The 23,859-nt window shown below is 55.2% G+C and carries 19 protein-coding genes and 1 pseudogene; 3 read left to right on the top strand and 17 right to left on the bottom strand.

Annotation, left to right across the window (positions count from 1 at the left end):
• Positions 1-129: 129 nt before the first annotated feature.
• From HF894_RS11505 to HF894_RS11495, 3 genes are all read right to left on the bottom strand, one after another.
• On the bottom strand, positions 130-699 hold the full coding sequence (locus tag HF894_RS11505; protein ID WP_204972487.1) for a hypothetical protein: 570 nt from the start codon (positions 697-699) through the stop codon (positions 130-132).
• Between the two features lie 12 nt (positions 700-711).
• Positions 712-1,197 (bottom strand): RNA polymerase sigma factor, encoded by a 486-nt coding sequence (locus HF894_RS11500; RefSeq protein WP_075318226.1) that lies wholly within the window; start codon positions 1,195-1,197, stop codon positions 712-714.
• A gap of 298 nt (positions 1,198-1,495) precedes the next feature.
• Positions 1,496-2,200 carry a YczE/YyaS/YitT family protein gene (locus HF894_RS11495; RefSeq protein ID WP_021847202.1) on the bottom strand — a complete coding sequence of 235 codons (705 nt, stop codon included), beginning with the start codon at positions 2,198-2,200 and terminating at the stop codon, positions 1,496-1,498.
• Positions 2,201-2,332: 132 nt separating this feature from the next.
• Here HF894_RS11495 and HF894_RS11490 point away from each other — a divergent pair, with 132 nt between their 5' ends.
• Together HF894_RS11490 and mutS are read left to right on the top strand one after the other, a co-directional pair.
• Positions 2,333-3,262 (top strand): AraC family transcriptional regulator, encoded by a 930-nt coding sequence (locus HF894_RS11490; RefSeq protein WP_204972485.1) that lies wholly within the window; start codon positions 2,333-2,335, stop codon positions 3,260-3,262.
• Between the two features lie 279 nt (positions 3,263-3,541).
• Positions 3,542-6,160, top strand: coding sequence for a DNA mismatch repair protein MutS (gene mutS / locus HF894_RS11485; protein WP_204972483.1), 2,619 nt, complete (start codon positions 3,542-3,544; stop codon positions 6,158-6,160).
• 233 nt (positions 6,161-6,393) lie between these two features.
• Here mutS and lgt read toward each other — a convergent pair whose 3' ends face one another.
• The 6 genes and pseudogenes from lgt to polA form a co-directional block, all read right to left on the bottom strand.
• Complete coding sequence (gene lgt, locus HF894_RS11480; RefSeq protein WP_204969494.1) at positions 6,394-7,287, bottom strand: prolipoprotein diacylglyceryl transferase; 894 nt, start codon at positions 7,285-7,287, stop codon at positions 6,394-6,396.
• Positions 7,288-7,361: 74 nt separating this feature from the next.
• Positions 7,362-8,276, bottom strand: a complete 915-nt coding sequence (locus HF894_RS11475; protein WP_204969493.1) for a ketopantoate reductase family protein — start codon at positions 8,274-8,276, stop codon at positions 7,362-7,364.
• 35 nt (positions 8,277-8,311) lie between these two features.
• A pseudogene (locus HF894_RS15325) lies at positions 8,312-9,112 on the bottom strand (carboxypeptidase-like regulatory domain-containing protein).
• 92 nt (positions 9,113-9,204) lie between these two features.
• Positions 9,205-10,308, bottom strand: coding sequence for a redox-regulated ATPase YchF (gene ychF / locus HF894_RS11465; RefSeq protein ID WP_075318220.1), 1,104 nt, complete (start codon positions 10,306-10,308; stop codon positions 9,205-9,207).
• A gap of 319 nt (positions 10,309-10,627) precedes the next feature.
• On the bottom strand, positions 10,628-11,020 hold the full coding sequence (locus HF894_RS11460) for a DUF3836 domain-containing protein (protein ID WP_021847209.1): 393 nt from the start codon (positions 11,018-11,020) through the stop codon (positions 10,628-10,630).
• 277 nt (positions 11,021-11,297) lie between these two features.
• A complete protein-coding gene (gene polA, locus HF894_RS11455; RefSeq protein ID WP_204972481.1) occupies positions 11,298-14,141 on the bottom strand; it encodes a DNA polymerase I in 2,844 nt (947 codons plus the stop codon).
• Positions 14,142-14,229: 88 nt separating this feature from the next.
• Here polA and HF894_RS11450 point away from each other — a divergent pair, with 88 nt between their 5' ends.
• Positions 14,230-15,204 carry a polyprenyl synthetase family protein gene (locus HF894_RS11450; RefSeq protein WP_204972479.1) on the top strand — a complete coding sequence of 325 codons (975 nt, stop codon included), beginning with the start codon at positions 14,230-14,232 and terminating at the stop codon, positions 15,202-15,204.
• A 76-nt stretch (positions 15,205-15,280) separates the two neighbouring features.
• Here HF894_RS11450 and deoC read toward each other — a convergent pair whose 3' ends face one another.
• From deoC to HF894_RS11410, 8 genes are all read right to left on the bottom strand, one after another.
• On the bottom strand, positions 15,281-16,183 hold the full coding sequence (gene deoC, locus HF894_RS11445) for a deoxyribose-phosphate aldolase (RefSeq protein WP_021847212.1): 903 nt from the start codon (positions 16,181-16,183) through the stop codon (positions 15,281-15,283).
• Positions 16,173-16,508, bottom strand: coding sequence for a nucleotide pyrophosphohydrolase (locus HF894_RS11440; RefSeq protein ID WP_204972477.1), 336 nt, complete (start codon positions 16,506-16,508; stop codon positions 16,173-16,175). Before HF894_RS11440 ends, deoC begins: the two co-directional genes overlap by 11 nt.
• Before the next feature lie 18 nt (positions 16,509-16,526).
• Positions 16,527-16,979 carry a D-aminoacyl-tRNA deacylase gene (gene dtd / locus HF894_RS11435; protein WP_075318215.1) on the bottom strand — a complete coding sequence of 151 codons (453 nt, stop codon included), beginning with the start codon at positions 16,977-16,979 and terminating at the stop codon, positions 16,527-16,529.
• 157 nt (positions 16,980-17,136) lie between these two features.
• Positions 17,137-18,984 (bottom strand): excinuclease ABC subunit UvrC, encoded by a 1,848-nt coding sequence (gene uvrC / locus HF894_RS11430; RefSeq protein WP_204972475.1) that lies wholly within the window; start codon positions 18,982-18,984, stop codon positions 17,137-17,139.
• Positions 18,985-19,068: 84 nt separating this feature from the next.
• Entirely contained in the window at positions 19,069-19,593 is a 525-nt protein-coding gene (locus HF894_RS11425) for an adenine phosphoribosyltransferase (RefSeq protein WP_204972473.1), read from the bottom strand.
• A 58-nt stretch (positions 19,594-19,651) separates the two neighbouring features.
• The gene (gene mnmG, locus HF894_RS11420) at positions 19,652-21,526 is read right to left on the bottom strand and encodes a tRNA uridine-5-carboxymethylaminomethyl(34) synthesis enzyme MnmG (RefSeq protein ID WP_204972471.1); all 1,875 of its coding nucleotides are present in this window, start codon (positions 21,524-21,526) and stop codon (positions 19,652-19,654) included.
• A gap of 135 nt (positions 21,527-21,661) precedes the next feature.
• On the bottom strand, positions 21,662-22,474 hold the full coding sequence (locus HF894_RS11415; RefSeq protein WP_021847218.1) for a DUF6261 family protein: 813 nt from the start codon (positions 22,472-22,474) through the stop codon (positions 21,662-21,664).
• A 319-nt stretch (positions 22,475-22,793) separates the two neighbouring features.
• A partial coding sequence (locus HF894_RS11410; protein ID WP_204972469.1) for a leucine-rich repeat protein occupies positions 22,794-23,859 on the bottom strand: 1,066 nt, incomplete at its 5' end.

The raw sequence follows: 23,859 nt of genomic DNA, 5'->3' as shown, positions 1-23,859 counted from the left end.
GAAGTTTTTGCCTATCCTGATTTTATGATTGAAAATGGTGACGGTATAGCTTGTAAGGTCGTTTCCTGAAGCTGCAATAAAGGCGGGACAGGGCATTGCTTACCCTGTTCCGCCTATGCTTTTCTTCAGTCATTCTTCTTCTATCTGCTTGAGTTCTCGGTTGACTTCAATCATCTGCTTCACCCGGCCGTGCGTGTAGTGGAATATGAAATAGTCGGCTATGAGGCAGACGGCCAGTAGCAGTAGGATGAGGGTGCGGTTGAACAGCGTGTGGAAGTTGACGACGAGCATAATGGCAAAAAGGATGATAATCGGGTAGAGAATCAGATAGGTGCGGTTGTAGGCAGCTTTGTAGCGCAGGGCGTATCGGATTTGTACTTCCAGGTTCTCTGCCCGCTTCATACTGGTCAGCTGGTGTAGTCGGCCTGCCTGTAAAACGAGGCTGCCGACGAGCAGAATGGCCGCTGTGATGTTGGTAGGCAGGTGGTAGCCGGGGAACGTTGTCCAGGCATAGATGCAGAACAGACACAAGGCTACGATAGTCAGCAGTCCTGTTTTCTCCAGTCTCATCAGTTTCTCCAATTGGCTTTCCTTGCGTATGTTCAGGATTCTCTTTACTTCTTCCCGATGCAGGATTTCGTTGCGTGCGACCCGTTCGTTGAGTTCCTTCCACGCTTGTTGCATTTCTTCCAGATTCATGATAATGTAAAGTTAAAGGTTGGACATGGTTTTCAGTTTCTCTTTGATGCGGTGTAGCCTGACGGCCACCTGATTGCGGTTGGTACCGATGATGTCGGCAATCTCCTCGTAGGTCTTTCCGTCCAGCCAGAGGACGATGTACATGCGGTCCAGCTTGTTCAGGCGGCGAATGAGGCTGTAGAGGTCGTTCAGCATTTCGTCCTGCGGGTCGTCGTCCGTCAGGTCGGTATCTGTCAGACGTAGGGGTACGTACTCGTGGCGCTTCCTGCGGCGCAGGTCGGTGATGCAGGTGTTCAGCGCGATGCGATAGACCCAGGTGCCGAAGCTGCTTCTGTTTTCAAATGTCCTGTAGCTTTTCCACAGGTTGTACACTGTCTCCTGGTAGAGGTCGGCGAGGTCTTCCTTGTCTTGCGCATAGAGCAGGCACACCTTGTAGACGATGGCCTGGTGTTGCAGCAGCAGGTCGGTGAATTCTTTTTCCTTGTTTTTGTCTGTCATTTTTCCGGCTTTTTGTTCAGTTGGTCGTCCGAGGTTTCCGATTAGTTACAGGCTGGTTCCGTTTTTTTCTGACTGGGAAAAATTATTTTGTCGACTGGGGAAGAATGGAGAGGAAACGTATGGGCATAAAAAAAGGAGTACCGCTGTACTCCAACCTTTGTTAACCTTAAAATCTAATACTATGAAAAACACATTGCAAAGATACGGACTTTGGCGAAATCTGCAAATAATGCAAATATAAAATTCTGTTTTATAACATGTTTTAGACCTTACATGCAGTTGTTAAGTAAAAAAGTCTTTAACAGGCCTCTAAAGCCTCCTGTTTCTTGTCGGTGGCAGGTCTCAACACAGGGATCAGACGGTAGAGGTTCTTGCGCGTCATGATTTTGTGGTTGAGGAAAGTGACGATATAACCGGTAAGGCCGGCTGCAATGAGCGAGCCTTCGCGTACGCCCTCGATGGTTTGCGTGAAGGCCAGCGAGAGCAGGACGGCCAGTGTTACCAGTGTGACGTCGAAGCACACTTTCGTACGTCCGAACTCGCGGCGGTAGCGGCTGGAGGCATATTTTACGAACGCTTCGGCGCTCATCATGGCTACACGGGGCTTCAGTTCGAGCACCACGCCTACCGACTGGACGAGGCATCCTACGAGCAGCAGGGCGATGGACATGGCATAGTTGGACGGGCGGATGTCGGCCGCAAGGAGCATATTCAGGTCAATGAAGGCCGAGAAGATGAAGGAGAAAGGAATCTGGAGGAGGATTTCGACGGTGTCCTGACGACTGCCCCGTCCGCGTACCAGCCAGAACTGCCCTACGATGAGCAGCATGTTGATGATGAATGTACAAGTGCCCAGTGTGAGCGGTGTGTTGAGGCTCATCACATAGTTGACACTCGAGATGGGAGTCGTGCCCAATGCCGAACGGACTATGAGTACCACACCCGCAGCCAGGAAGTACAATCCTGCTACAAATACCAGATATCTTTTGAACATACTTTTCATATCCTGATCTTTTTACCTTGTTTTCGGGGCGCAAAGTTCGCCTTTTTCGTTCGCATCGGGTTATACAATCCGATTCAATTTTTGTATATTACGAAACAAATACTACTTTTGCAGGCATATATTTGAACTGAAATGGTAAAATCTTGTATATTCGACAATGCAGGGATGCTGAAAGAGCGTCCGGGAATCCCCCATTATCGGGAAGATGTGGTCTGCTTCGAAAGCGGATACGACGACCGCAACTATCCGGCAGATGTAGCCTACTTCAACCGTGAACTCTATCTGATCTTTATACTGGAAGGGCGTTCGGAGATATTGCTCAACGGGGAACATATCGTCATGGAGGCGGGCACACTACTGGTGCATGGAGCCAACTACCTGACCGACCATCTGTTCTCGTCGAAAGACATCCGCTTCATTACCCTTTCCATTTCGGAAGCCATGCTGACCAACGATTCATACCTGACGCAGACGGCCGCCCTCCTGCTGTCTACCCTGCGGCAGAACAGGCAATATACCCTCCTGCTGGCCGAAGACGAGATGCAGGAGATGCGCAGCCAGCTGGAAGTGCTGATGCGGCTGCTGGATTCCGACCACAAGTTCCTCTTCCGCCGTCTTCAGGCTGCCTGCAATGCCCTGTTGCTCGATATTGCCGACTTCCTTTCGCGGCGTACCCCCATCCGCCGGCATCTAAACCCCAAGGAGCATGTGTTGCAGGAATTCTATGCCCTCGTCACCCGTCATTTCCGCGAAGAGCATTTTGTGGCTTTCTATGCCCGCGAGCTGGCCATCAGCGAACAGTATCTGTCGCGTATCGTACGGACGGGAACGGGCAAGACGGTGAACGGCATCATCAGCGAGCTGCTGCTGATGGAGGCTCGTACCTTGCTGGGCAACCGCAGTCTGGCGGTGAGCGATGTAGCGGTCAGACTCAATTTCAGCGACACTTCTGCTTTCTGCAAATTCTTCCGGCGGAATGCGGGCGAAACGCCGTTGGGGTTCAGGAAAAGGTTGTGGCGCGAGGCAGCTGTGCCGGCAGTGACGGACGGGAAAGAAGAATGAGCCGACGGGGAGGCTTGTTGGCGTAAGGGCATAAAAAAAGGAGTACCGCTGTACTCCAACCTTTGTTAACCTTAAAATCTAATACTATGAAAAACACGATGCAAAGGTACAGACTTTTGGGAAATTTGCAAATTCTGCAAGAAAAAACGCATGTTATATAACATGTTTTATGAATATGCGCTATTTTGTTAAGGGTTACTAAGGAATGGGAGCCCGCAGATGCTTGTTTTCTAAAAAAGATTTATCTTTGTTTCTGTTTAGTTTTTAAGCCGAAACCTCATGAACGAAGATATTGTCCTTACACCGATGATGAAACAGTTTCTCGACCTCAAGGCCAAGCACCCTGACGCCGTGATGCTGTTCCGTTGCGGAGACTTCTATGAAACCTACTCGACCGATGCCATTGTGGCCTCCGAAATCCTGGGCATCACGCTGACCAAGCGTGCCAACGGCAAGGAGAAGACCATCGAGATGGCCGGATTTCCCTATCATGCGCTCGACACGTACCTGCCTAAGCTCATCCGTGCGGGCAAGCGCGTGGCCATCTGCGACCAGCTGGAAGACCCCAAGCTGACCAAGAAGTTGGTGAAGCGCGGCATTACGGAGCTGGTGACGCCCGGTGTCAGCATCAACGACAACGTGCTGAACTACCGCGAGAACAACTTCCTGGCTGCCGTACACTTCGGCAAGGGAGCCTGCGGCGTGGCTTTTCTGGACATATCGACGGGTGAGTTCCTGACGGCAGAAGGCCCCTTCGACTACATCGACAAGCTGCTCAACAACTTCGGCCCCAAGGAGGTGCTCTTCGAACGAGGCAAGCGGCCGATGTTCGAAGGTAATTTCGGAAGCAAGTTCTTCACCTTCGAGCTGGACGACTGGGTGTTTACCGAAACGACGGCCCGCGAAAAGCTGCTGAAACACTTCGAGGTGAAGAATCTGAAAGGCTTCGGCGTGGAGCACCTGAAGAACGGTATCATCGCGTCGGGAGCCATCCTGCAATACCTCATCATGACGCAACATACGCAGATAGGTCACATCACGTCGCTGGCCCGCATCGAGGAGGACAAGTACGTCCGGCTCGATAAGTTCACCGTGCGCAGCCTCGAGCTGATGGGTTCGATGAACGACGGGGGCAGTTCGCTGCTCAGCGTCATCGACAGGACCATCTGCCCCATGGGTGCCCGCCTGATGAAACGCTGGCTGGTGTTCCCGCTGAAGGACGTGCGCCCCATCAACGACCGCCTGGACGTGGTGGAATACTTCTTCCGCCAGCCCGACTTCCGCGACTTGGTGGAGGAGCAGCTGCACCGCATCGGCGACCTGGAGCGCATCCTGTCGAAGGTGGCCGTGGGACGTGTCAGCCCCCGCGAGGTGGTGGCGCTGAAGGTGGCGCTGCAGGCCGTCGAACCCATCAAGCAGGCCTGCCTGGAGGCCGACAATGCCAGCCTGAACCGCATCGGCGAGCAGCTCAACGTCTGCCAGTCCATCCGCGACCGCATCGACCGTGAAATCAACAACGACCCGCCGCTGCTGGTCAACAAGGGCGGTGTCATCAAGCAAGGCGTCAGCGTCGAGCTCGACGAGCTGCGCCAGATAGCCTACAGTGGCAAGGACTATCTGCTCCAGCTGCAGCAGCGCGAAAGCGAACTGACGGGCATACCGAGCCTGAAGATAGGCTATAACAACGTCTTCGGCTACTACATCGAGGTGCGCAACGTCCACAAGGAGAAAGTACCCCAGGAGTGGATACGCAAGCAGACGTTGGTCAACGCCGAACGCTACATCACGCAGGAACTGAAGGAATACGAAGAGAAGATACTCGGCGCGGAAGACAAGATACTGGTGCTCGAGACACAGCTCTACAACGAGCTGGTGCAGGCTCTGAGCGAGTTTATCCCCGCCATCCAGATCAATGCCAATCAGGTGGCCCGCCTCGACTGCCTCCTGTCGTTTGCCACGGCCGCGCGCGAGAACAACTACATCCGTCCCGTCCTTTCGGACGACGACGTGCTCGACATCCGTCAGGGCCGCCATCCCGTCATCGAGAAGCAGCTCCCCATCGGCGAGAAGTATGTGGCCAACGACGTGATGCTCGACAGCCAGACACAGCAGATTATCATCATCACCGGTCCCAACATGGCCGGTAAGTCGGCCTTGCTCCGTCAGACGGCCCTCATCACCCTCATGGCGCAGATAGGCTGCTTCGTGCCTGCCGAGAGCGCGCACATCGGGCTGGTAGACAAGATATTCACCCGTGTGGGCGCCAGCGACAACATCTCCGTGGGCGAGTCGACCTTCATGGTCGAGATGAACGAGGCGGCCGACATCCTGAACAACCTCTCGCCGCGCAGCCTCGTGCTCTTCGATGAGCTGGGGCGCGGCACGTCGACCTACGACGGCATTTCTATCGCCTGGGCCATCGTGGAGTACATTCACGAACATCCGCGGGCCAAGGCGCGCACCCTCTTTGCCACGCACTACCACGAGCTGAACGAAATGGAGAAGAGCTTCGTTCGCATCAAGAACTACAACGTGGCGGTGAAGGAGGTGGACGGCAAGGTCATCTTCCTGCGCAAGCTGGAGCGGGGCGGCAGCGAACACTCCTTCGGTATCCACGTGGCTAAGCTGGCAGGCATGCCCAAGAGCATCGTGAAGCGCGCCGACGAAATCCTGAAGCAACTGGAGCGCGAGAACCGCCAGACGGGCACCGTCACGGGCAAGACCATCACCGAAGGGCCTTCGTCGGCCGGCGGCATGCAGCTCAGCTTTTTCCAGCTGGACGACCCCGTGCTGTGCCAGATACGCGACGAGATACTGAACCTCGACGTGAACAACCTGACACCCCTCGAGGCGCTGAACAAGCTGAACGACATCAAGCGCATCGTCAAAGGGAAATAAGATACTCCGATTTTTTGAAAATGATTGACAGGGTGGAGCTTTTCTCCATCCTGTTTTATATCGACAATCTGGCATGGACGCAACAAAGATGACAGATGTGATTGCTTACTTCCTTTTCCTTTCTATAAAAGATACGACCTTTTGATGCAAAAGAAGCAATGTTTTGCATCAAAAGGTCGTATCTTTCAGGGGAAAAGCGGGGATGTTTTCAGCGGTCCGAAGCCACAGGGACGTCACGCCTTCTTCTGTCGTCCGTAGAAGAACATGAAGTAGAGGCCGATGAGGACGAAGGGCACACTGAGCCACTGGCCCATGTTCAGCGTCATGCCGTCCTCGAAGTCCACCTGGTTCTCCTTGAGGAACTCGATGAAGAAGCGGAAGACGAAGATTTCCGTTAGGCAGAGGCCGAAGAAGAAGCCGCGGTGATAGAGCGGGGTGACTTGTGCGTCGGCTTTCGCACCCTTGCTGAAGTCGGTACGCGGGGTGGCGGGAGCCTGTTTCTGCCCGCGCTTGTACAGCCACACCATGCCGAGGAAGAAGACGAAATAGGCCAGCGCCTCGTAGAACTGGGCCGGATGGCGGGGCACCATGTCCACCCGCTCGAAGACGAAAGCCCAGGGTACGTCCGTCGGCCGCCCGATAATCTCGGAGTTCATCAGATTGGCCAGACGGATGCAGCAGGCGGTAATGGGGGTGGCTACGGCAATCATGTCGAGCACGTCCATGTAGTGCATCTTCGTCTTGCGGCAGTAGAGCCATAGGGCGATGATGAGTCCCAGCGTGCCGCCGTGGCTGGCCAGGCCTTCGTAGCCCGTAAACTTCCATCCGCCATCCGGCAGGAACTTCACGGGGAGAATCATTTCCCAGAAGTGGTGCAGGTAGTAGTCGGGCTGGTAGAACAGGCAGTGGCCCAGGCGGGCACCGATGAGGATACCGAAGAAGCAGTAGAAGAACAGCGGTTCGAACTTGTCGTCGCCGATGCGCCGGTCGCGGTATTCTTTCTGCACGATGAAGTAGGCAAAAGCCAGGCCGATGACCCACAGCAGGCCATAGTAACGGATGGAGATGCCGAAGAGGTTGAACAGTTCGGGATCGGGGTTCCAGTGGATGTTGAGTAACGGTAACATGACGTTTCTTTCTTGGTTTTATGGTTACGGTTGCCAAAAGTAGTCTTTATCCGGCAAAGAACAAAATCCGCGGGTCAGAGATTTCTGAACTTTTCTGCCACCATCCGGTAGGTGGGGATGTCGATGCCCTGCGCTTCGGCGGCGGCAATCATGTCGAACAGCAGTCCCTGCACCTCGCTTTCGTGTCCGCGGGCCATGTCTTTCTGCATGGAGGCGGTGCTGTGCGGGTCGAGCTTGTCCATCACCTTCAGATTGTATTCCACCAGGTCTTCTTTCGGCTCTATGCCCAGTTTGCGGCCCAGGGCGGCACTTTCGCGCGAGAGGCCGATGAAGGTGTCGCGCACGGGGCCGGGCTTCTGTACTTCGCCCATAGGCACGTCGTAGTAGGCGCCCGTCACAGCCATGGCCGAGATGAACGACCACTTGACGAAGGTGTCGCGGTTGATGTCGTCCGAGATTTCGGCCTTGATGCCGCTGTCCTGCAGGTCGCGCTGCACGGCTTCGAGTGTTTCACGGGGAACATCCGTTCCTTGGTGGGCACCATAGACCAGACGGAAAATCCGTCCCATCTGTGTGATTTCGCCCCGGCCGCTGACGAAGCCCACGATGTAGATGCAGCCGTCGAGCACCGTCACGCCCGGCACCAGACGCTGGATGCGGGGCCCCGTGCCATAGACGTTGAGGATGGGGATGACCACGGTTTCGGGTTTCGAGGCCCGCCGGATGAGGTCGGTGATGGAATTGACGGAATATCCTTTGACGCAGACAAAGATGACGTCTGCCTTGTCCTGATATTCCTCGGCCGTACAGGCGGGGACATGCAGGGTGTGTTCGCCCTTGAGGTCGGAGTGGAGACGGAGTCCGTGTTCGCGGATGGCGGCCAGGTGTTCGCCGCGGGCAATGCAGGTGACGTTTTTCCCTGCCAGTGCCAAGAAGGCGGCGATGCTTCCGCCTACGCCGCCGGTACCTGCAATGAGATAGTTCTTCATGCTGTATTTGTTTTTGAGGATTAGGATGTATTTGTTCAGTTTACATACTTTTCTTTTTCCATATAGTAGAGCCCTTCGCCCCGGTCGCCGTTGTCCAGGTCTTCCAGCTCTACCTTGAAGACGTGGTAGGGCAGGGCGGTACTGCGCTTGGGGCGGTCTGTGGTGAGGAGGTAGGCATTTCCCCATTCGTCGGCCGAGAAGTATTCCTTGATTTCCTGCTTCATCAGGATGGACACTTCCTCGCCGTCTATCCATACGGTGGCCTTCAGGCGGTCGAGGGTGGGGGCGAGGCGGACGGCACGTGCGTCGTTGCGTGCGGCTCCCTGCTCGATGTTGCTCACGTCTTGGGCATGCTGCGCCTAGGAGGCTTCCATCTGCTGGAAGCGGGTCAGGCTCATGGGGCGGACGAATATCTGGTAACAGGGCATGGCTCCGGGGATGCGGAACACGCGCAGGCCGTAGACTTCCATGCGGTGGTAGCGGATGTCGAGCGTCGTGTCGCGGTCGGCGATGAAGTCCCATGCCCAGAATTCCAGCCGCTGGTCGGCTGCCGGCAGGGCTGAGCCTTGGGGTGTATGCGGATAGGTGTCCATGCGCAAGGCTCCCATGCTTTGGTACTTGCCGCGGGGAATGCGTATCGAGTAGCGTCCGTCGGCATCTGTCATGGCCTGGGCTGCGTCGTCGAACGAAGGTGTCTGCCAGAAGAGCGAACAACTGTCGATGGGCTGTCCTTCGTAGTCGGTTACACGTCCGCAGATGGTTACGCTGTCGGCTGCGGTCTGTGCCTGCAGGGGGAGAACCAGCAGGGCGAGAAGGAGTGGGAGAATGGCTTTCATGGAGTTATGGTTGTTTTGTATCAGGGGGTATAATTTGACGAGGCCATCCGGGTGCTTGCCCCGTGGCCTCGTCCTTTATCTTGTCTTTATCCTTACACGTTGAAGCGGAAGTGCATGATGTCGCCGTCCTGCACCACGTAGTCCTTGCCTTCGACGCTGAGCTTGCCGGCCTCGCGCACGGCGGCTTCGGAACCGTACTTGATGTAGTCGTCGTACTTGATGACCTCGGCGCGGATGAAGCCCTTCTCGAAGTCGGTGTGGATGACGCCGGCACATTGCGGAGCCTTCCAGCCCTTGCGGTAGGTCCAGGCCTTGACTTCCATTTCGCCGGCGGTGATGAACGTTTCCAGGTTGAGCAGGCTGTAGATGGCCTTGATGAGTCGGTTGCAACCGCTTTCCTTCAGGCCGAGGTCTTCGAGGAACATCTGTTTCTCCTCGTAAGTCTCCAGTTCGGCGATGTCGGCTTCGGTCTGGGCAGAGATAATCATCAGTTGGGCATCCTCATCCTCGATTGCCTTGCGCACCTGCTCCACGTAGGCGTTGCCGGTGGCAGCGGAGGTATCGTCCACGTTGCACACGTAGAGCACGGGCTTGGTGGTGAGCAGGAACATCTGGTGGGCGCAGGTTTCTTCGTCTTCGTTCTGAGGAACAACGGTGCGGGCGCTCTTGCCCTGCTCCAGCGCTTCCTTGTAGCGGAGCAGTAGTTCGTACTCTATTTTGGCATTCTTGTCACCGCCTACCTTGGCTACCTTCTCCACGCGTTTGATGCGGTTTTCTACCGTCTCGAGGTCTTTCAGCTGGAGTTCGGTGTCGATGATTTCCTTGTCGCGCACGGGGTCGACGGAGCCGTCCACGTGAACGATGTTGCCGTTGTCGAAGCAACGGAGCACGTGGATGATGGCGTCGCATTCGCGGATGTTGCCCAGGAACTGGTTGCCCAGGCCTTCACCCTTGCTGGCGCCCTTGACGAGTCCGGCAATGTCGACGATGTCGCACACGGCGGGGACGATGCGACCCGGATGGACGATTTCGGCCAACTTGGTCAGTCGTTCGTCGGGCACGGATACCTGGCCCATCTGGGCGTCGATGGTACAAAATGGGAAGTTGGCTGCCTGTGCCTTCGCGCTGGACAGGCAGTTGAAGAGTGTGGATTTTCCCACGTTGGGAAGGCCCACGATACCTGCTTTTAATGCCATAGTCTGTCTTATATTTTAGAGTTATCTTCTTGTTGTCAGTTGTTTTCAGTCCGCAAAGATAGTGTAAACCAAGGGAAAGGCAAAACGAAAATTCTGTTTTCGATTTTTCTTTCCGTAGTGTTCTTGTCTTATTTAAAGATTATGCACCTTATGCGCAATTACATGTGTGGAGATGGAATGGTTAATTAGTTGGTAGAGAAAAATAAAAAAGCCGGGATGCATCACGCACTCCGGCTTTTCGCAGTTAACTAAAAAGGTTTGGTTTATTGTTAGGAGTAAAATAGTTTCGATTAAGAGAGTATAAGGATTTTATACTTGCTTATTTGGCAGCTATGTACATAGTGGTTGTTTTGCCATTTTCTTTTATGTACCGGCCTTTGTGGTCGTTCCATTTGTAATAGTTGGTCGTTACCTGATTATCACTATATGTATAGCGTACACACATTACCTTTTTCCAAGTCTTCAGATTCTCATCCCAACATACAGTTTCGTTCTCAATGAGACGTTTCTGGTCATCATATTTGTAATGGTATTCCAGATAATTGGTCAGCAGGTTGTTGTTGTTCTTGTAGACGCTTTGGCTCACTTTTAGTCCGTTTACTTCTTTCGAATTGTAAACGAAGTCGTTGTTCTGGAAAGCGAATGCGCTTACACCAAGAGTCAGAAACAGGGTGGATACAAACAATTTCTTTAAGGATACTTTTGCTTTCATGATTAATATCAATTTATGTCTATTCTTTCTTTTTTCTATACTTTATTTCTGAAAAGCGGTGCAAAGGTAGTCATTATATTGACATAATGTCTGATATTAGACGAATATTTTTCAAAGTGTAAGCATTTGCAGGATTTATCCCCTTTCTTTTTGCCCGATAAATATCAAAAAAAATGTCCGGCGGATGGTCTGCCGGACATTTTGCATACAAAGTGCATTTTAATTAATTTCTTTTGGCTGCTTTCTGATTGTAAGTTAAACTTTGTTATCGGCCTCTTTAGTGAGCTTCCAGCCAGTTGGTTCCCCACCCGCAATCGGCCCTGAGGGGCACGTGCATGCGGTAGGCGTTCTCCATTTCCTCGATTACAATTTTTTGCACGAGCTCTTTTTCGGTCGTCGGAACGCTAAAATTCAGTTCGTCGTGGACCTGCAAAATCATCTTTGCTTTCAGATTGTTACTTTGGAAGCGCTGATAGATGCGGGCCATGGCTACTTTGATGATGTCGGCGGCGCTGCCTTGGATGGGTGCGTTGATGGCGTTGCGTTCGGCATAGCCGCGCACGACGGAGTTGCGCGAGTTGATGTCCGGCAGGAAGCGCTTGCGGTGGAAGATGGTTTCCACGTAGCCCTGTTCGCGTGCCACGTTGATGCTGCGGTCCATATAGGCCTTCACGCGGGGATAGGTGGCGAAGTAGCCGTCTATCAGCTCCTTGGCTTCCTGGCGGGAAACGTTCATGCGTTCGGCCAGCCCGAAGACCGAGATGCCGTAGATGATGCCGAAATTGGCCGTCTTGGCCTTGCGTCGCATGTCGGAGGTCACCTCGTCGATGCCCACCTTGTAGATCTTGGCGGCGGTGGCGGCATGGATGTCGTGGCCCTCGACGAAGGCTTCGATCATGTTGGGGTCTTCGCTGAGGTGGGCCATGATGCGCAGCTCGATCTGCGAGTAGTCGGCCGAGAAGAATTCGCAGCCGTCGTCGGGGATGAAGGCCTTGCGGATTTCCTTGCCGTCCTCGTCGCGGATGGGGATGTTCTGCAGGTTGGGGTTGCTCGAGCTGAGCCTGCCCGTGGCGGTGACGGCCTGGTTGAACGATGTATGGATGCGTCCCGTCCGCGGGTTGATGAGCTGGGGCAGGGCTTCGACGTAGGTGCCCAGCAGCTTCTTCAGGCCGCGGTGCTCCAGTATCTTGCCCACGATGTCGTGCTTGCCGCGGAGGCTTTCGAGCACTTCTTCGGAAGTGACGTACTGGCCGGTCTTGGTCTTCTTGGGTTTCTCCATCAGCTTGAGGCGGTCGAAGAGCACTTCGCCCACCTGCTTGGGCGAGGCGATGTTGAAGGCTCCGCCAGCCAGGGTGTAGATGTCTTCCTCGATTTGCCGGATGCGGGCGTTGAAGTGCGCGGCCGACTGCTTCAGGGCTTCCGTGTCGAGGCGCACGCCGTTGCTCTCGATGTTCACGAGGACGGGCACGAGCGGCATCTCTATTTCATAGAAGAGGTGTTCCACGCCCTGCGCCTTGAGTTCCTTCTCGAGGACGTTCTTCAGCTTGAGGGTGACGTCGGCGTCCTCGCAGGCGTAGCGGTAGACTTCGGCGGGGGCGAGGTCGCGCATGCTCTTCTGTCCCTTGCCCCGCGGGCCGATGAGCTGGTCGATGTGGATGGTGCGGTAGTGCAGGTAGATTTCGGCCAGGTAGTCCATGTTGTGCCGCAGCTCGGGCTGGAGCACGTAGTGGGCGAGCATGGTGTCGAAGAGCGGACCTTGCACGCGGACGCCGTAGTTCTGCAGGACAATCATGTCGTACTTGATGTTCTGCCCCACCTTCACCGATTTCGGGTTTTCGTAGAGCGTGCGGAGCTCGTTCACAATTTTTAAGGCTTCTTCCCTATTGGCCGGAACGGGCACGTACCATGCCCGATTTTCGGCGTCGCTGAAGCTCATGCCCACCAGTTCGGCCTCCATCGGCTCGGTGCCGGTGGTTTCCGTATCTATTGAGAGAATTTCCGTTGTCAACAACTTTTGAAGAAATTCGCGTCTTTTCTCTTCTGTATCAACGAGTTGGTAGTCCGTTTCTATCGTTTCTAAGCTGCTGAGAATCGAATTTTCGGCGCCGCCTGTCCCCTCGTCCGCAAATAACGCAAACAAATCGCCTTGGGCAGCGGCCTTCGGAGCGGCCTCTTTTGTAGCGTCGGGCTGGGCGAAGAGGGTGCCGGCAAACGGGTCGGCCGGAGCGGTAGGGTGGGGGGCTTCGTCTTTACCAAGCACGCGGTCGATGAGGGTGCGGAATTCCAGTTCCTCGAAAATCCGTCGTAACGCTTCCTTGTCCGGCTCTTCGCGGACGAGGGCCTGCATGTCGAGCTCGATGGGAACATCGGTTTTGATGGTGGCCAGGAATTTGGAGAAGGCAATCTGCTCCCTGTTCGTCTCGACCTTCGTCTTCAGGGCGCCCTTCAGCTGGTCGGTGTTGGCCAGCAGGTTCTCGATGCTGCCGAACTGGGCGATGAGTTTCTGTGCCGTCTTCTCGCCTACGCCCGGACAGCCGGGGATGTTGTCCGACGCGTCGCCCATCAGGCCCAGCATGTCGATGACCTGCAGGGTGGACTGGATGTCGAACTTCGCTTTGACCTCTTCCGTGCCCATCACCTCGAAGCCGCCCGTGTGCTTTGGGCGATACATGAAGACGTGCTCGCCCACCAGCTGGCCGTAGTCCTTGTCGGGTGTCATCATGTAGGTGATGATGCCCTGCCGTCCGGCTTCGGTGGCTAGTGTGCCTATCACGTCGTCGGCCTCGTAGCCCGCCACCTCGAGGATGGGGATGCGGTAGGCGCGGATGATGTCCTTTATAATAGGTACGGAGAAGCGGATGGCTTCGGGCGTCTCCTCGCGCTGGGCCTTGTACTGTTCGTAGGCCTCGTGGCGGAAGGTGGGGCCGGCCGGGTCGAAGGCCACGCCGATGTGGGTGGGGTTCTCCTTCTTGAGCACCTCTTCGAGGGTGTTGACGAAGCCCAGGATGGCCGAAGTGTTCTGCCCCTTTGAATTGATTCGCGGGTTCTTGATGAGCGCATAGTAGGCGCGGTAGATGAGCGCGTATGCGTCGAGCAGGAAAAGTTTATCGGTTGAATTCATACATTTTATCCTTTTTTGCAGGGTAAAAGTACAAAAAAATACCGTATTAACCGTTTTATTCGTATTTTTGTACCCAAATAATGCCCTCATGGATATAGCATCAGTGATACAAGCCCCCATTTCTGCTGAGTTGGAAGATTTCAGGCAGCTGTTTGCCCGTTCGCTTTCCAGCTCCAACCCGCTGCTCAATAGTGTAATCGAACACATTCGCCAGCGGAGCGGGAAGATGATGCGTCCTATGCTGGTTTTGCTTTCGGCCAAGTTGTGCGGTGCGGTTTCTCCGGCGGCCCTTCATGCGGCCGTGGCGCTGGAGCTGCTCCACAATGCCAGCTTGGTGCACGACGATGTGGTGGACGAAAGCGGCGAGCGTCGCGGACAGCTCTCGGTGAACGCCGTGTTCAACAACAAGGTGGCCGTGCTCTCGGGCGACTATCTGCTGGCTACGGCTCTCGTACAGGTGGCTTTGACGCGCAATCACGACATCATCGACGTGGTTTCCGCATTGGGTCAGGACCTGGCCGACGGCGAACTGCTCCAGCTCTCCAATGTGGGCAACACCGATTTCTCCGAATCCGTCTATTTTGAGATTATCCACAAGAAGACGGCCGTGCTTTTTGCCGCCTGCACCAAATGTGGTGCCCTGTCGGCCGGAGCCTCTGCCGAGGACGTGGAGAAGGCACGTCTGTTCGGTGAATATATTGGTCTCTGCTTCCAGATTAAGGACGATATCTTCGATTATTATGAGGACAAGCAGATAGGCAAGCCGACGGGCAACGACATGCACGAAGGCAAGCTGACGTTGCCCGTGCTTCATGTGCTCAATGCTACGGGCGACGAAGAGGCTCGTTCTATTGCCCTGCGGGTGAAGTCTGGTGTTGCATCGGCCGATGAAATCGGCTGTTTGGTGGCCTTCACGAAGGAAAACGGTGGCATTGAGTATGCCGAAAGGGTGATGCGCGACTATCGTGAGAAGGCTTTTGCGCTGCTCCCTGCTACGGCCGATACAGCTGTTCGTCAGTCACTGGAGGCTTATCTTAATTATGTAGTGGAAAGGCAGAAATAAAGCATTGTAATGATAAGCATAAAAGGCCGTTTCCCGAGGAGGAAAGCGGCCTTTTATGCTTGTGTTTCTATTCTGTTTAGAAGAACTTCGTCTCCTTGCCCAGTATGTCGCTCAGCAGCAGGTTGGCCAGGCGGCTGGTGCCCAGGCGGAACAGGGTGTTGTTCAGCCACTCTTCGCCCAGCACTTCCTTCACGATGGAGTAGTAGACGAGGGCGTCGTTCACCGTGTTGATGCCTCCGGCTGGCTTGAAGCCTACCTTGTTGCCCGTCTCTTCGTAATATTCCTTGATGGCTTGGCACATCACGTAAGCGGCTTCGGGTGTGGCGGCAGGCTGCTGTTTTCCGGTCGAGGTTTTGATGAAGTCAGCACCGGCATACATCGATAAAATCGAGGCTTTTTTGATGTTCGAAGCCGTACGGAGGGCGCCTGTCTCAAGGATAACCTTCAGATGCTTGTCCTTGCAGGTTTCTTTTAATTCCTGAATCTCGTCGCACACGCTTTCATAGTCGCCTACGAGGAACTTGCCTACCGAGATGACGATGTCTATCTCGTCGGCTCCGTCCATAATAGCCATCGCGGTTTCGGCAACTTTTACTTCGGTAAAGGTCTGTGAGGAAGGGAATCCGCCCGATACACAGGCAATCTTTACGTCTTCCACTTCGAGTGTATCTTTCACGATTTCGGCAAAATTGGGATAGACGCAGATGGCAGCCACGTTCTTCATATCGGGGAATTCTTCGTCGAAGCGATTCACATTCTGAGTGAAGCGCATTACACTTTCGTCGCTGTCTGTAGTGTTCAGCGTAGTGAGGTCGATGCAGTGGAAGAGGAATTTCTTGACTTCGGGCGTATCATTTTCGGCCACTTTCTGTTCGATGATGGCTTTCACTTGTGCGGCTACGTCCGCATCGTCGAGGCTGGTGTTGTATTTGGCCAGCGCTTCGTCATACTTGCTTTTGGTGGGCTCTTTACTTTCCATGTTCCTTCAGTTTAGGGTTGTTGATATGTCTGTCTTGATCTCGTTTCGTTTTCTTCTCGATGCTGCGGCGGAAAGCTTCGGTCAGGTCGACGCCCGTCTGGTTGGCGATGCAGAGCAGCACCCAGAAGACGTCGGCTATCTCTTCGTCCAAATTGTCCTTTTCACCGGGCTTGAACGACTGGTCGCCGTACTTGCGGGCCATGACGCGGGCCAGTTCGCCCACTTCCTCGGTCAGTACGGCCATATTGGTCAGTTCGCTGAAGTAGCGTACGCCGTACGTCCTGATCCAATTGTCCACCTGTTTTTGTGCTTCTTCCAGTGTCATATCGCTGCGTTTTTAGGGTTATTCCTTGTTTTTGGTGTCGATGCAGATGGTGACGGGGCCGTCATTCAACAGCTCCACCTTCATGTCGGCACCGAATTCTCCCGTACCTATTTCCTTGCCCAGTGCGGCCGAGAGGTCCTGGCAGAACCGTTCGTAGAGGGGGATTGAAATCTCCGGCTTGGCGGCGCGTATGTACGACGGGCGGTTTCCTTTCTTCGTCGAGGCGTGCAGGGTGAACTGGCTGATGACGAGGATGTCGCCTCCCGCGTCGAGGATGGAGCGGTTCATTACGCCGTTTTCATCGTCGAAGATGCGCAGGTTTACGATTTTCTTGCAGAGCCAGTCGATGTCTTCCTGTCCGTCGGCTTCTTCGATGCCTACGAGTATCATCATGCCTTGGCCGATGGCTGCCTTGCAATGTCCGTTGATGGTCACTGAAGCGTGTGCGGTGCGTTGTATCACTACTCTCATTGTCTTTGTATCTTGTTTTACTGACTGACAAAGATAGTGAAAGGTGAGCGCAGAAGCAAATGAAAACTAAGTTTTTCAATTTGATTATGCCGAACCGCCTCCTATCTTATTGAAAGATAGTGAAAGGAGAATGCAATAAAAATAAGCCCGCTTATTTTTATTGCTGAGCCCCGTCCTTTTGCTTGCCGAAGTGTTCCTGCAGGATGCGTGCTTTGGCCTCGCCTACGACGGCCGCCCATTCCTGCGGCGTGGCTTCGCGGAGGCGTTTCACGCTCTTGAACTCTTTGAGCAGGGTGTTTTTGGTCTTTTCACCGATGCCTTTTATTTCGTCCAGTTCCGAAGCCGTCTGCCGCTTGCTGCGCTTGTCGCGGTGGAAGGTGATGGCATAGCGGTGTACTTCGTCCTGTATACGGGTTAGCAGGTTAAATAGTGGTGTACCCTGTTTCAGGCCAATGCTTTGCGGAGGGAAGCCAAAGAGCAGCTCGTTTGTGCGGTGGCGGTTGTCTTTGGCCAGGCCGGCGATGGGGATGTTCAGCCCTAGGTCGTCCACAACCTCTTTTACGGCGCTCATTTGACCCTTTCCACCGTCGGTGATGAGGAGGTCGGGCAGAGGTGTGTTCTCCTCTACAGCGCGCTTGTATCGCCTCCATACGACCTCTTTCATCGAGGCATAGTCGTCGGGGCCTTCCACGGTCTTGATGTTGTACTTGCGGTAGTCCTTTTTCGACGGCTTTCCCTTGGCGAAGACCACGCAGCCGGCCACCGGGTCGGAGCCCTGAATGTTCGAGTTGTCGAAGCACTCGATGCGAAGGGGCAGGCGGTCCAGGTGCAGTTGTTGTTGGATTTCCTTCAGCAGGCGCGTGGTGCGCTGCTCGGGGTTCAGTTTCTCCTGCTGTTTCAGGCGGTCCACCTTGTATTGCTTCACATTCTGGATAGACAAGTCGAGCAGTTTCTTTTTGTCGCCACGCTGGGGGATGGTGAAGGTCACGTCCTTCAATTCCATGTTCAGTTCGAAGGGCACGATGATTTCGCATGACTGGCTTTTGTAGCGTTCGCGCATCTCGATGATGCCCAGTTGGAGCAGTTCCTCCTTGGTTTCCTCAAGGCGCTTTTTGTATTCGAAAGTGAAGGCTTGGTTGACGGCACCGTTCGTGATGTGCAGGTAGTTGATGAAAGCCGCCTTTTCATCGGCATCTTCTTCGATGGAGAAGACGTCGATGTTGTGAAGCACGTTGCTGACCACTTCCGAGCGTGAACGGTAGTTCTCTATCAACAGGTATTTCTCCTTGACCTTCTGTGCTTCCTCGAATTTCATTTCGGCGGCCAGATCCTGCATCTGCTGATAGAGCATTTGCTCCACGTCGCGTGTGTTTCCTTTCAGGATTTCTTTGATTTCACCGATATTCTTCAGGTATTCCTCATGGCTCTGCTTGCCGATACAGGGGCCGGCACAGTTTTTGATGTGGTATTCCAAACAAACATTGAACTTGCCTGCGCGTATGTTTTCCGGACTGAGGTTGAGGTTGCAGGTGCGGATGGGATACAGGTGCTTGATGAGGTCGAGGACGGCATACATGGACGGCAGATGGCTGTAGGGACCGTAATAGGTCGAACCGTTGCGGATGATGCGGCGTGTCTTGAAAATACGTGGAAAGTATTCGTTCTGGATGCAGATGCTGGGGTAGGTCTTGTCGTCTTTCAGCAGAACGTTGTAGCGCGGTTTGTATTTCTTGATGAGGTTGTTTTCCAGCAGCAGCGCGTCTTCTTCCGTATTGACCACGATGTAGCGGATGTCGGCAATCTTGCTCACCAGTACCCTTGTCTTGCCGGGACCGTGTTCGCGGTTGAAGTAAGAGGAAACTCTTCTTTTCAGATTTTTGGCCTTTCCAACGTAGATAATGGTTCCTTCATCGTTCAGGTATTGGTAGATACCGGGGCTCTCGGGCAGGTTCAGCACGATGCCTCTCAGGTAGTCGTTGAGCTTCAGTTCGGGGTCTTTGTCCATGGGAAGTCGGGGTTAAGGTCGGAGGAGAAGAAGGACACAGGCAGGGCGTTGGGATTGTGTCTTCCTGTCTGTGTCCCGATGAAATCAGAGAGAAAGAACACTTTCTATGTCGATGTCCTTGTCGAAGACATTTCTGCCGTGCAGTTCTTGTAACTCGATGATGAAGTTTACGTAGATTTTCTTGGGGTTCATCTGCTTCACCAGCTTGCAGGCTGCGGCCATGGTACCGCCGGTAGCCAACAGGTCGTCGTGAAGCAGGATAACGTCGTTTTCATCGATGGCGTCCTTGTGCATCTGCACCGTATCCTTACCGTATTCTTTCTCGTAGCTTTCTTCGATGGTCTCGGCGGGCAGCTTACCGGGCTTGCGGATAGGTACAAATCCGGCTCCCAGGCGGGTGGCGAGGATCGGTCCCATGATGAAGCCGCGCGACTCGATGCCCACGACCTTCGTGATGCCTTTGTCTTTGTACATCTCGTACATCGTGTCCGAAAGTTCCTGTAGGGCGGCTGGGTCTTTGAACAGGGTAGTCACGTCGTAGAACAGGATGCCCGGTATCGGAAAGTCGGGTATTTCGCGGATGCTTTTCTTTAGAGTTTCTTTGCTCATAATCAGTTGTTTTATTAGGTTTATTGAACTTTTTGTTTCACGTGGAACGTAAGGCCCGTCAGCGGCCGCAAAGCACCAGCAGGACGTTGATGTCGCTGGGGGATACACCGGGGATGCGGCTGGCCTGTGCGATGGTCTCCGGGTCGATCTTCACCAGCTTCTGTCGCGCCTCGGTGGAGAGGGACTGTAAGGAGTTGTAGTCGAACTTGCCCTTGATCTTGATACTCTCCAGACGGGCCAGCTTATCGGCAATCATACGTTCGCGGCCGATGTAGCCTTCGTACTTGATGAGGATTTCGGCAGCTTCCAGAATCTCGTCGCGACGCTCGGTTACCTTGTCCAGCTCGCGGTGGAAGGCGCTGACGTGCTCGGCAATATTAGCGATAGTTACCTGCGGGCGGTTGATGAGATCGATCAGTTTGCAGCCCTGGCGGAGCGGGGTAGTGCCCAGTGCTTCGAGCGCGGGATTGATGAGCGCCGGCTTGATGGAGTAGCTGCGGGCGAAGTCCAGGATGTGGTTCACGGCTTCGCGTTTGCTGGTCAGCAGATCATAGCGGTGGCGCGTGGCCAGGCCCAAATGGTAGGCGCGTTCAGTGAGGCGCATGTCGGCATCGTCCATGCGGAGCAGGATGCGGTATTCAGCGCGCGAGGTGAACATGCGGTAGGGTTCGTCGACGCCTTTTGTTACGAGGTCGTCGATGAGCACGCCAATATACGCTTCGTCGCGTGCCAGGGTGAAAGGTTCGCCGCCGTGGCAGTTGATGTGGGCGTTGATGCCTGCGATGATGCCTTGTCCGGCTGCTTCCTCGTAGCCTGTGGTGCCGTTCACCTGTCCAGCCAGGAAGAGGTTTTTGATTTTCTTCGTTTCCAGCGTATGCTTCAGCTGCGTGGGGTCGAAGTAGTCGTACTCGATGGCGTAGCCGGGGCGGTAGACCACCAGGTCGCGGAAGGCGGGAATCTTCTTCAGCGCTTCCAACTGGATGTCCATCGGCAGGGACGAGGAGAAGCCGTTCAGGTAGAGTTCCTGCGTGGTCTCGCCTTCGGGCTCCAGGAAGAGCTGGTGCTGTGGCTTGTCGGGGAAGGTGACGATTTTCGTCTCGATGCTGGGGCAGTAGCGCGGCCCGATGCTCTGGATCTGCCCGTTGAAAAGGGGCGAATCGGGCAGGCCGCGGCGCAGCACCTCGTGCGCTTCCTCGTTGGTGTAGCACGTCCAGCAGGGCAGCTGCTTGAGTTGTCGGGTAGGGGTGTCGAGGAAGGAGAACTTGTGGAAGTCCGCCTCGCCGTCTTGCACTTCCATATCCTCGTAGTGGACGCTGCGGCCGTCGATGCGCACGGGCGTGCCGGTCTTCATGCGGCCGTAAGCGATGCCGTGCGCGGCGATGGATTCGGTCAGTTCGTACGAAGCGGGTTCGGCCATGCGTCCGCCGGGCAGCATGGTGCGGCCCACGTGCATCAGTCCGTTCAGGAAGGTGCCGGCAGTGACGATGACGCAGCGTGCGTGGAACGTCACGCCCCATACTGTCTCCACGCCCCGCACTTCACCGTCCTCGACGAGCAGGCGGCGTACGGTGTCCTGCCAGATGTGCAGGTGGGGCGTGTTTTCCAGCACCTCGCGCCAGGCCCAGATGAACTTGGCACGGTCGCACTGCGCGCGGGGGCTCCACATGGCGGGACCTTTCGAGCGGTTGAGCAGGCGGAACTGGATGGCCGTTCGGTCCGTCACCAGGCCCATGTGTCCGCCCAGGGCGTCGATTTCGCGGACGATTTGTCCCTTGGCGATGCCGCCCACGGCGGGGTTGCAGCTCATTTGCCCGATTTTGTTCATGTCCATGGTGATGAGGCAGGTCTCCGAGCCCAGGCGGGCTGCGGCGGCTGCGGCTTCGCATCCGGCATGGCCGGCGCCTATCACGATTACGTCGTAGTTGAATTCCATTGTTCTCTGTTTCTTTGCTTTTGCTGGGCAAAGGTACAAAAAAAAGGGGCCGAAGCCCCTTTTTTAATGGAGAATTGAGAATGGAAAATGGAGAATGAATTTTCAATTATCAATTATCAATTATCAATTATCAATTTATAGCGGGCTTCCGCCTTCGCCCTCGTCCTCGCCGCCGCCGGGTTCCGGTTCGGGCGTGGGTTCGGGCGTATCCGTGCCGGTATCTGCCGTGGAGCCGCTGGTGGAGTGCGAGTGGCTGGCCTCCTGCTGCGTGCGGTAGATGAGTCCGTTCACCGAATCGATGAATGCGTCCAGCTCGTCCGATGGCGAGGCGATGGCGAAGGCGTTCACCACCAGGACGATTTGCTGGTAGCAGGCATCCACCTGGCCGCGCAACTCCTTCGTGTCGATGCCCTCCAGTGTCTGCCGTTGCTGGGCGTCCTCCTGGCTCAGGCGGTGTATTTCCTCGAAAGCCGTGTTGGCCTCGTCCAGCAAGTCCACTTCGGCCTCTATGCCGAGCAGGGCGACGAGAGGCGCGTTTTCCGCCGAGCGCAAGCTGGCCACCAGTCCCTTGATTTCAGCCGTTTCCTTCATGTAGGAGTTGCTGTAGGCCGTGTTGTAGGGTGCGATGACCGAAGCCAGCTGTGCCGCAGCCCGGTATTTCTCGTCGTCGATGGAACGTTGGTGGGCCTTGATGAGGTTCAGCACCACCATCAGGCCGTTGTCGCGCCGCGTGTCGGCGTCGGCCAGCAGCTGCGTGTAGCGTTGCGACGAGGGGCGGTTGATGATGGCCGCCTCCTGCTTCAGCAGGGAGGCATACAGCGCGGCCTGCGCCTCTACGTGCAGCGCGGCGGCGGTGGCCTCGATGATGTAGCTGTTCGCCTGGTCGTGGAATTGCATGTGGGTACCGCCGGGAAGGCCGGTGAGCCCAATGGGTAAAATCTGTTTCATAATGTTGGGTATTTGAGGGTTAATAATAGGTTTGTCGGTCATTTCCGAGGCCTCGGACGCGCGGCCAAAACTTTTGGCAGGGTTTCCGAGCCCTCGGACGAGCAGCCCAAAACTTTTGGCAGGGTTTCCGAGGCCTCGGACGTGCAGCCTAAAACTTTTGGGAGGGTTTCCGAGGCCTCGGAAGGCAGCCTAAAACTTTTGGGAGGGGTTCCGAGGCCTCGGATGTGCAGCCTAAAACTTTTGGCAGGGTTTCCGAGCCTTCGGATGTGCAGCCTAAAACTTTTGGCGGGGTTTCCGAGGCCTCGGAAGGCCTACTGCGTCACGGCTCGATGGCTTTGATTTTGTCCGCGTATTCGAACCATGTTTCCTTGTAGGCATCTACCGACCCGGCCGGCACGTAGATGTCGGAAAGGGCGGTATACTGGTAGAAGACGTGACCAATATGTACGGGCGGTGTCTCACCCAGGAAAGTGGCGGTGGAAAGGGAGCTGCAATCGCCGAATGCCCCCGCACCGATGCCTGTCACTCCGCTCGGGATTTCGATGGATTTCAGGGAGGAGCAGCCGAAGAATGCGTAGTTTCCGATGGTATTCAGCGCTACAGGGAAGTCAATGGAGGTCAGGGACGAGCAATGGTTGAATGCGTAGTCTCCGATGCCCGTGACGCCTTGGGGCAGCTTGAGGGTCTGGAGGATCGAGTTGCCTCCCAGGTGTCCGGTGTATGCAAATTTTGCTGCGTCGTCGCCCGTATAGGTGGTGCCCGCGAGGTCGAGGTCGGTCAGCATGTCTTTGTTCCGTTTGATGGCCTCCCAGTCGTCGTCGTTGATCTCGCCGCTTGTCACGGTGATGGATTTCAGGTCGATGCGGCTGCCTATCAGGGTGGCAAGCTGGCCGGGCTGGAGGTTGCCTATCGTCAGCTCAGTGCCGCAAAAGACGGTGATGCGCCCGATGGTGGTGCTGCCCTTCTTGTTGTCCAGCATCACGAGGATTTCGCCCTCGGAGTCAGCGTCGGGGGCGGTAACGTTGATGCTGAGGTCATCATTGATGACAACTTTCCATCCGTCGGGGGCGGTTATCAGGTAGAGGTCGTCCGCAGTGGGGTTGTCGATGCCGGTGACAATGCATTTTATTTTCGCCGTTTGCCCGTAGGGCAGGGATACACCCGGAACATCGAACGTCAGGCCGATGCCCGTGTAGCGGGGCACTTGGAAGGTGCTGCCGTCCGCCAGGGTGAAGAGGATGTAGTCGGCGTTCATCGTGTCGACACTTTCAAAGACGCTGTCGCCTTTCGGGCCCGTATCGCCCGTGTCACCTTTCTCGCCGTCCTCGCCGCTGACGCGCGTCCAGGTCTTGCCGCCGTCCACGCTCAGGTAGATGGCGTCGGGC

The sequence above is a fragment of the Caecibacteroides pullorum genome (assembly GCF_019239235.1).
Classification (GTDB): Bacteria; Bacteroidota; Bacteroidia; order Bacteroidales; family Bacteroidaceae; genus Bacteroides; species Bacteroides pullorum.
This window is presented reverse-complemented; position numbering and strand designations above follow the sequence as displayed.

What these genes read in the sequence shown, in the direction of transcription:
- deoC (WP_021847212.1), bottom strand. Translation starts at nt 16,183, where the DNA reads ATGGAAAGTAAAGAGCCCACCAAAAGCAAGTATGACGAAGCGCTGGCC.
- mutS (WP_204972483.1), top strand. Translation starts at nt 3,542, where the DNA reads ATGAACGAAGATATTGTCCTTACACCGATGATGAAACAGTTTCTCGAC.
- lgt (WP_204969494.1), bottom strand. Translation starts at nt 7,287, where the DNA reads ATGTTACCGTTACTCAACATCCACTGGAACCCCGATCCCGAACTGTTC.
- uvrC (WP_204972475.1), bottom strand. Translation starts at nt 18,984, where the DNA reads ATGGACAAAGACCCCGAACTGAAGCTCAACGACTACCTGAGAGGCATC.
- HF894_RS11495 (WP_021847202.1), bottom strand. Translation starts at nt 2,200, where the DNA reads ATGAAAAGTATGTTCAAAAGATATCTGGTATTTGTAGCAGGATTGTAC.
- HF894_RS11415 (WP_021847218.1), bottom strand. Translation starts at nt 22,474, where the DNA reads ATGAAACAGATTTTACCCATTGGGCTCACCGGCCTTCCCGGCGGTACC.
- HF894_RS11460 (WP_021847209.1), bottom strand. Translation starts at nt 11,020, where the DNA reads ATGAAAGCAAAAGTATCCTTAAAGAAATTGTTTGTATCCACCCTGTTT.
- polA (WP_204972481.1), bottom strand. Translation starts at nt 14,141, where the DNA reads ATGAATTCAACCGATAAACTTTTCCTGCTCGACGCATACGCGCTCATC.
- HF894_RS11440 (WP_204972477.1), bottom strand. Translation starts at nt 16,508, where the DNA reads ATGACACTGGAAGAAGCACAAAAACAGGTGGACAATTGGATCAGGACG.
- HF894_RS11490 (WP_204972485.1), top strand. Translation starts at nt 2,333, where the DNA reads ATGGTAAAATCTTGTATATTCGACAATGCAGGGATGCTGAAAGAGCGT.
- HF894_RS11500 (WP_075318226.1), bottom strand. Translation starts at nt 1,197, where the DNA reads ATGACAGACAAAAACAAGGAAAAAGAATTCACCGACCTGCTGCTGCAA.
- ychF (WP_075318220.1), bottom strand. Translation starts at nt 10,308, where the DNA reads ATGGCATTAAAAGCAGGTATCGTGGGCCTTCCCAACGTGGGAAAATCC.
- HF894_RS11505 (WP_204972487.1), bottom strand. Translation starts at nt 699, where the DNA reads ATGAATCTGGAAGAAATGCAACAAGCGTGGAAGGAACTCAACGAACGG.
- dtd (WP_075318215.1), bottom strand. Translation starts at nt 16,979, where the DNA reads ATGAGAGTAGTGATACAACGCACCGCACACGCTTCAGTGACCATCAAC.
- HF894_RS11450 (WP_204972479.1), top strand. Translation starts at nt 14,230, where the DNA reads ATGGATATAGCATCAGTGATACAAGCCCCCATTTCTGCTGAGTTGGAA.
- HF894_RS11425 (WP_204972473.1), bottom strand. Translation starts at nt 19,593, where the DNA reads ATGAGCAAAGAAACTCTAAAGAAAAGCATCCGCGAAATACCCGACTTT.
- mnmG (WP_204972471.1), bottom strand. Translation starts at nt 21,526, where the DNA reads ATGGAATTCAACTACGACGTAATCGTGATAGGCGCCGGCCATGCCGGA.
- HF894_RS11475 (WP_204969493.1), bottom strand. Translation starts at nt 8,276, where the DNA reads ATGAAGAACTATCTCATTGCAGGTACCGGCGGCGTAGGCGGAAGCATC.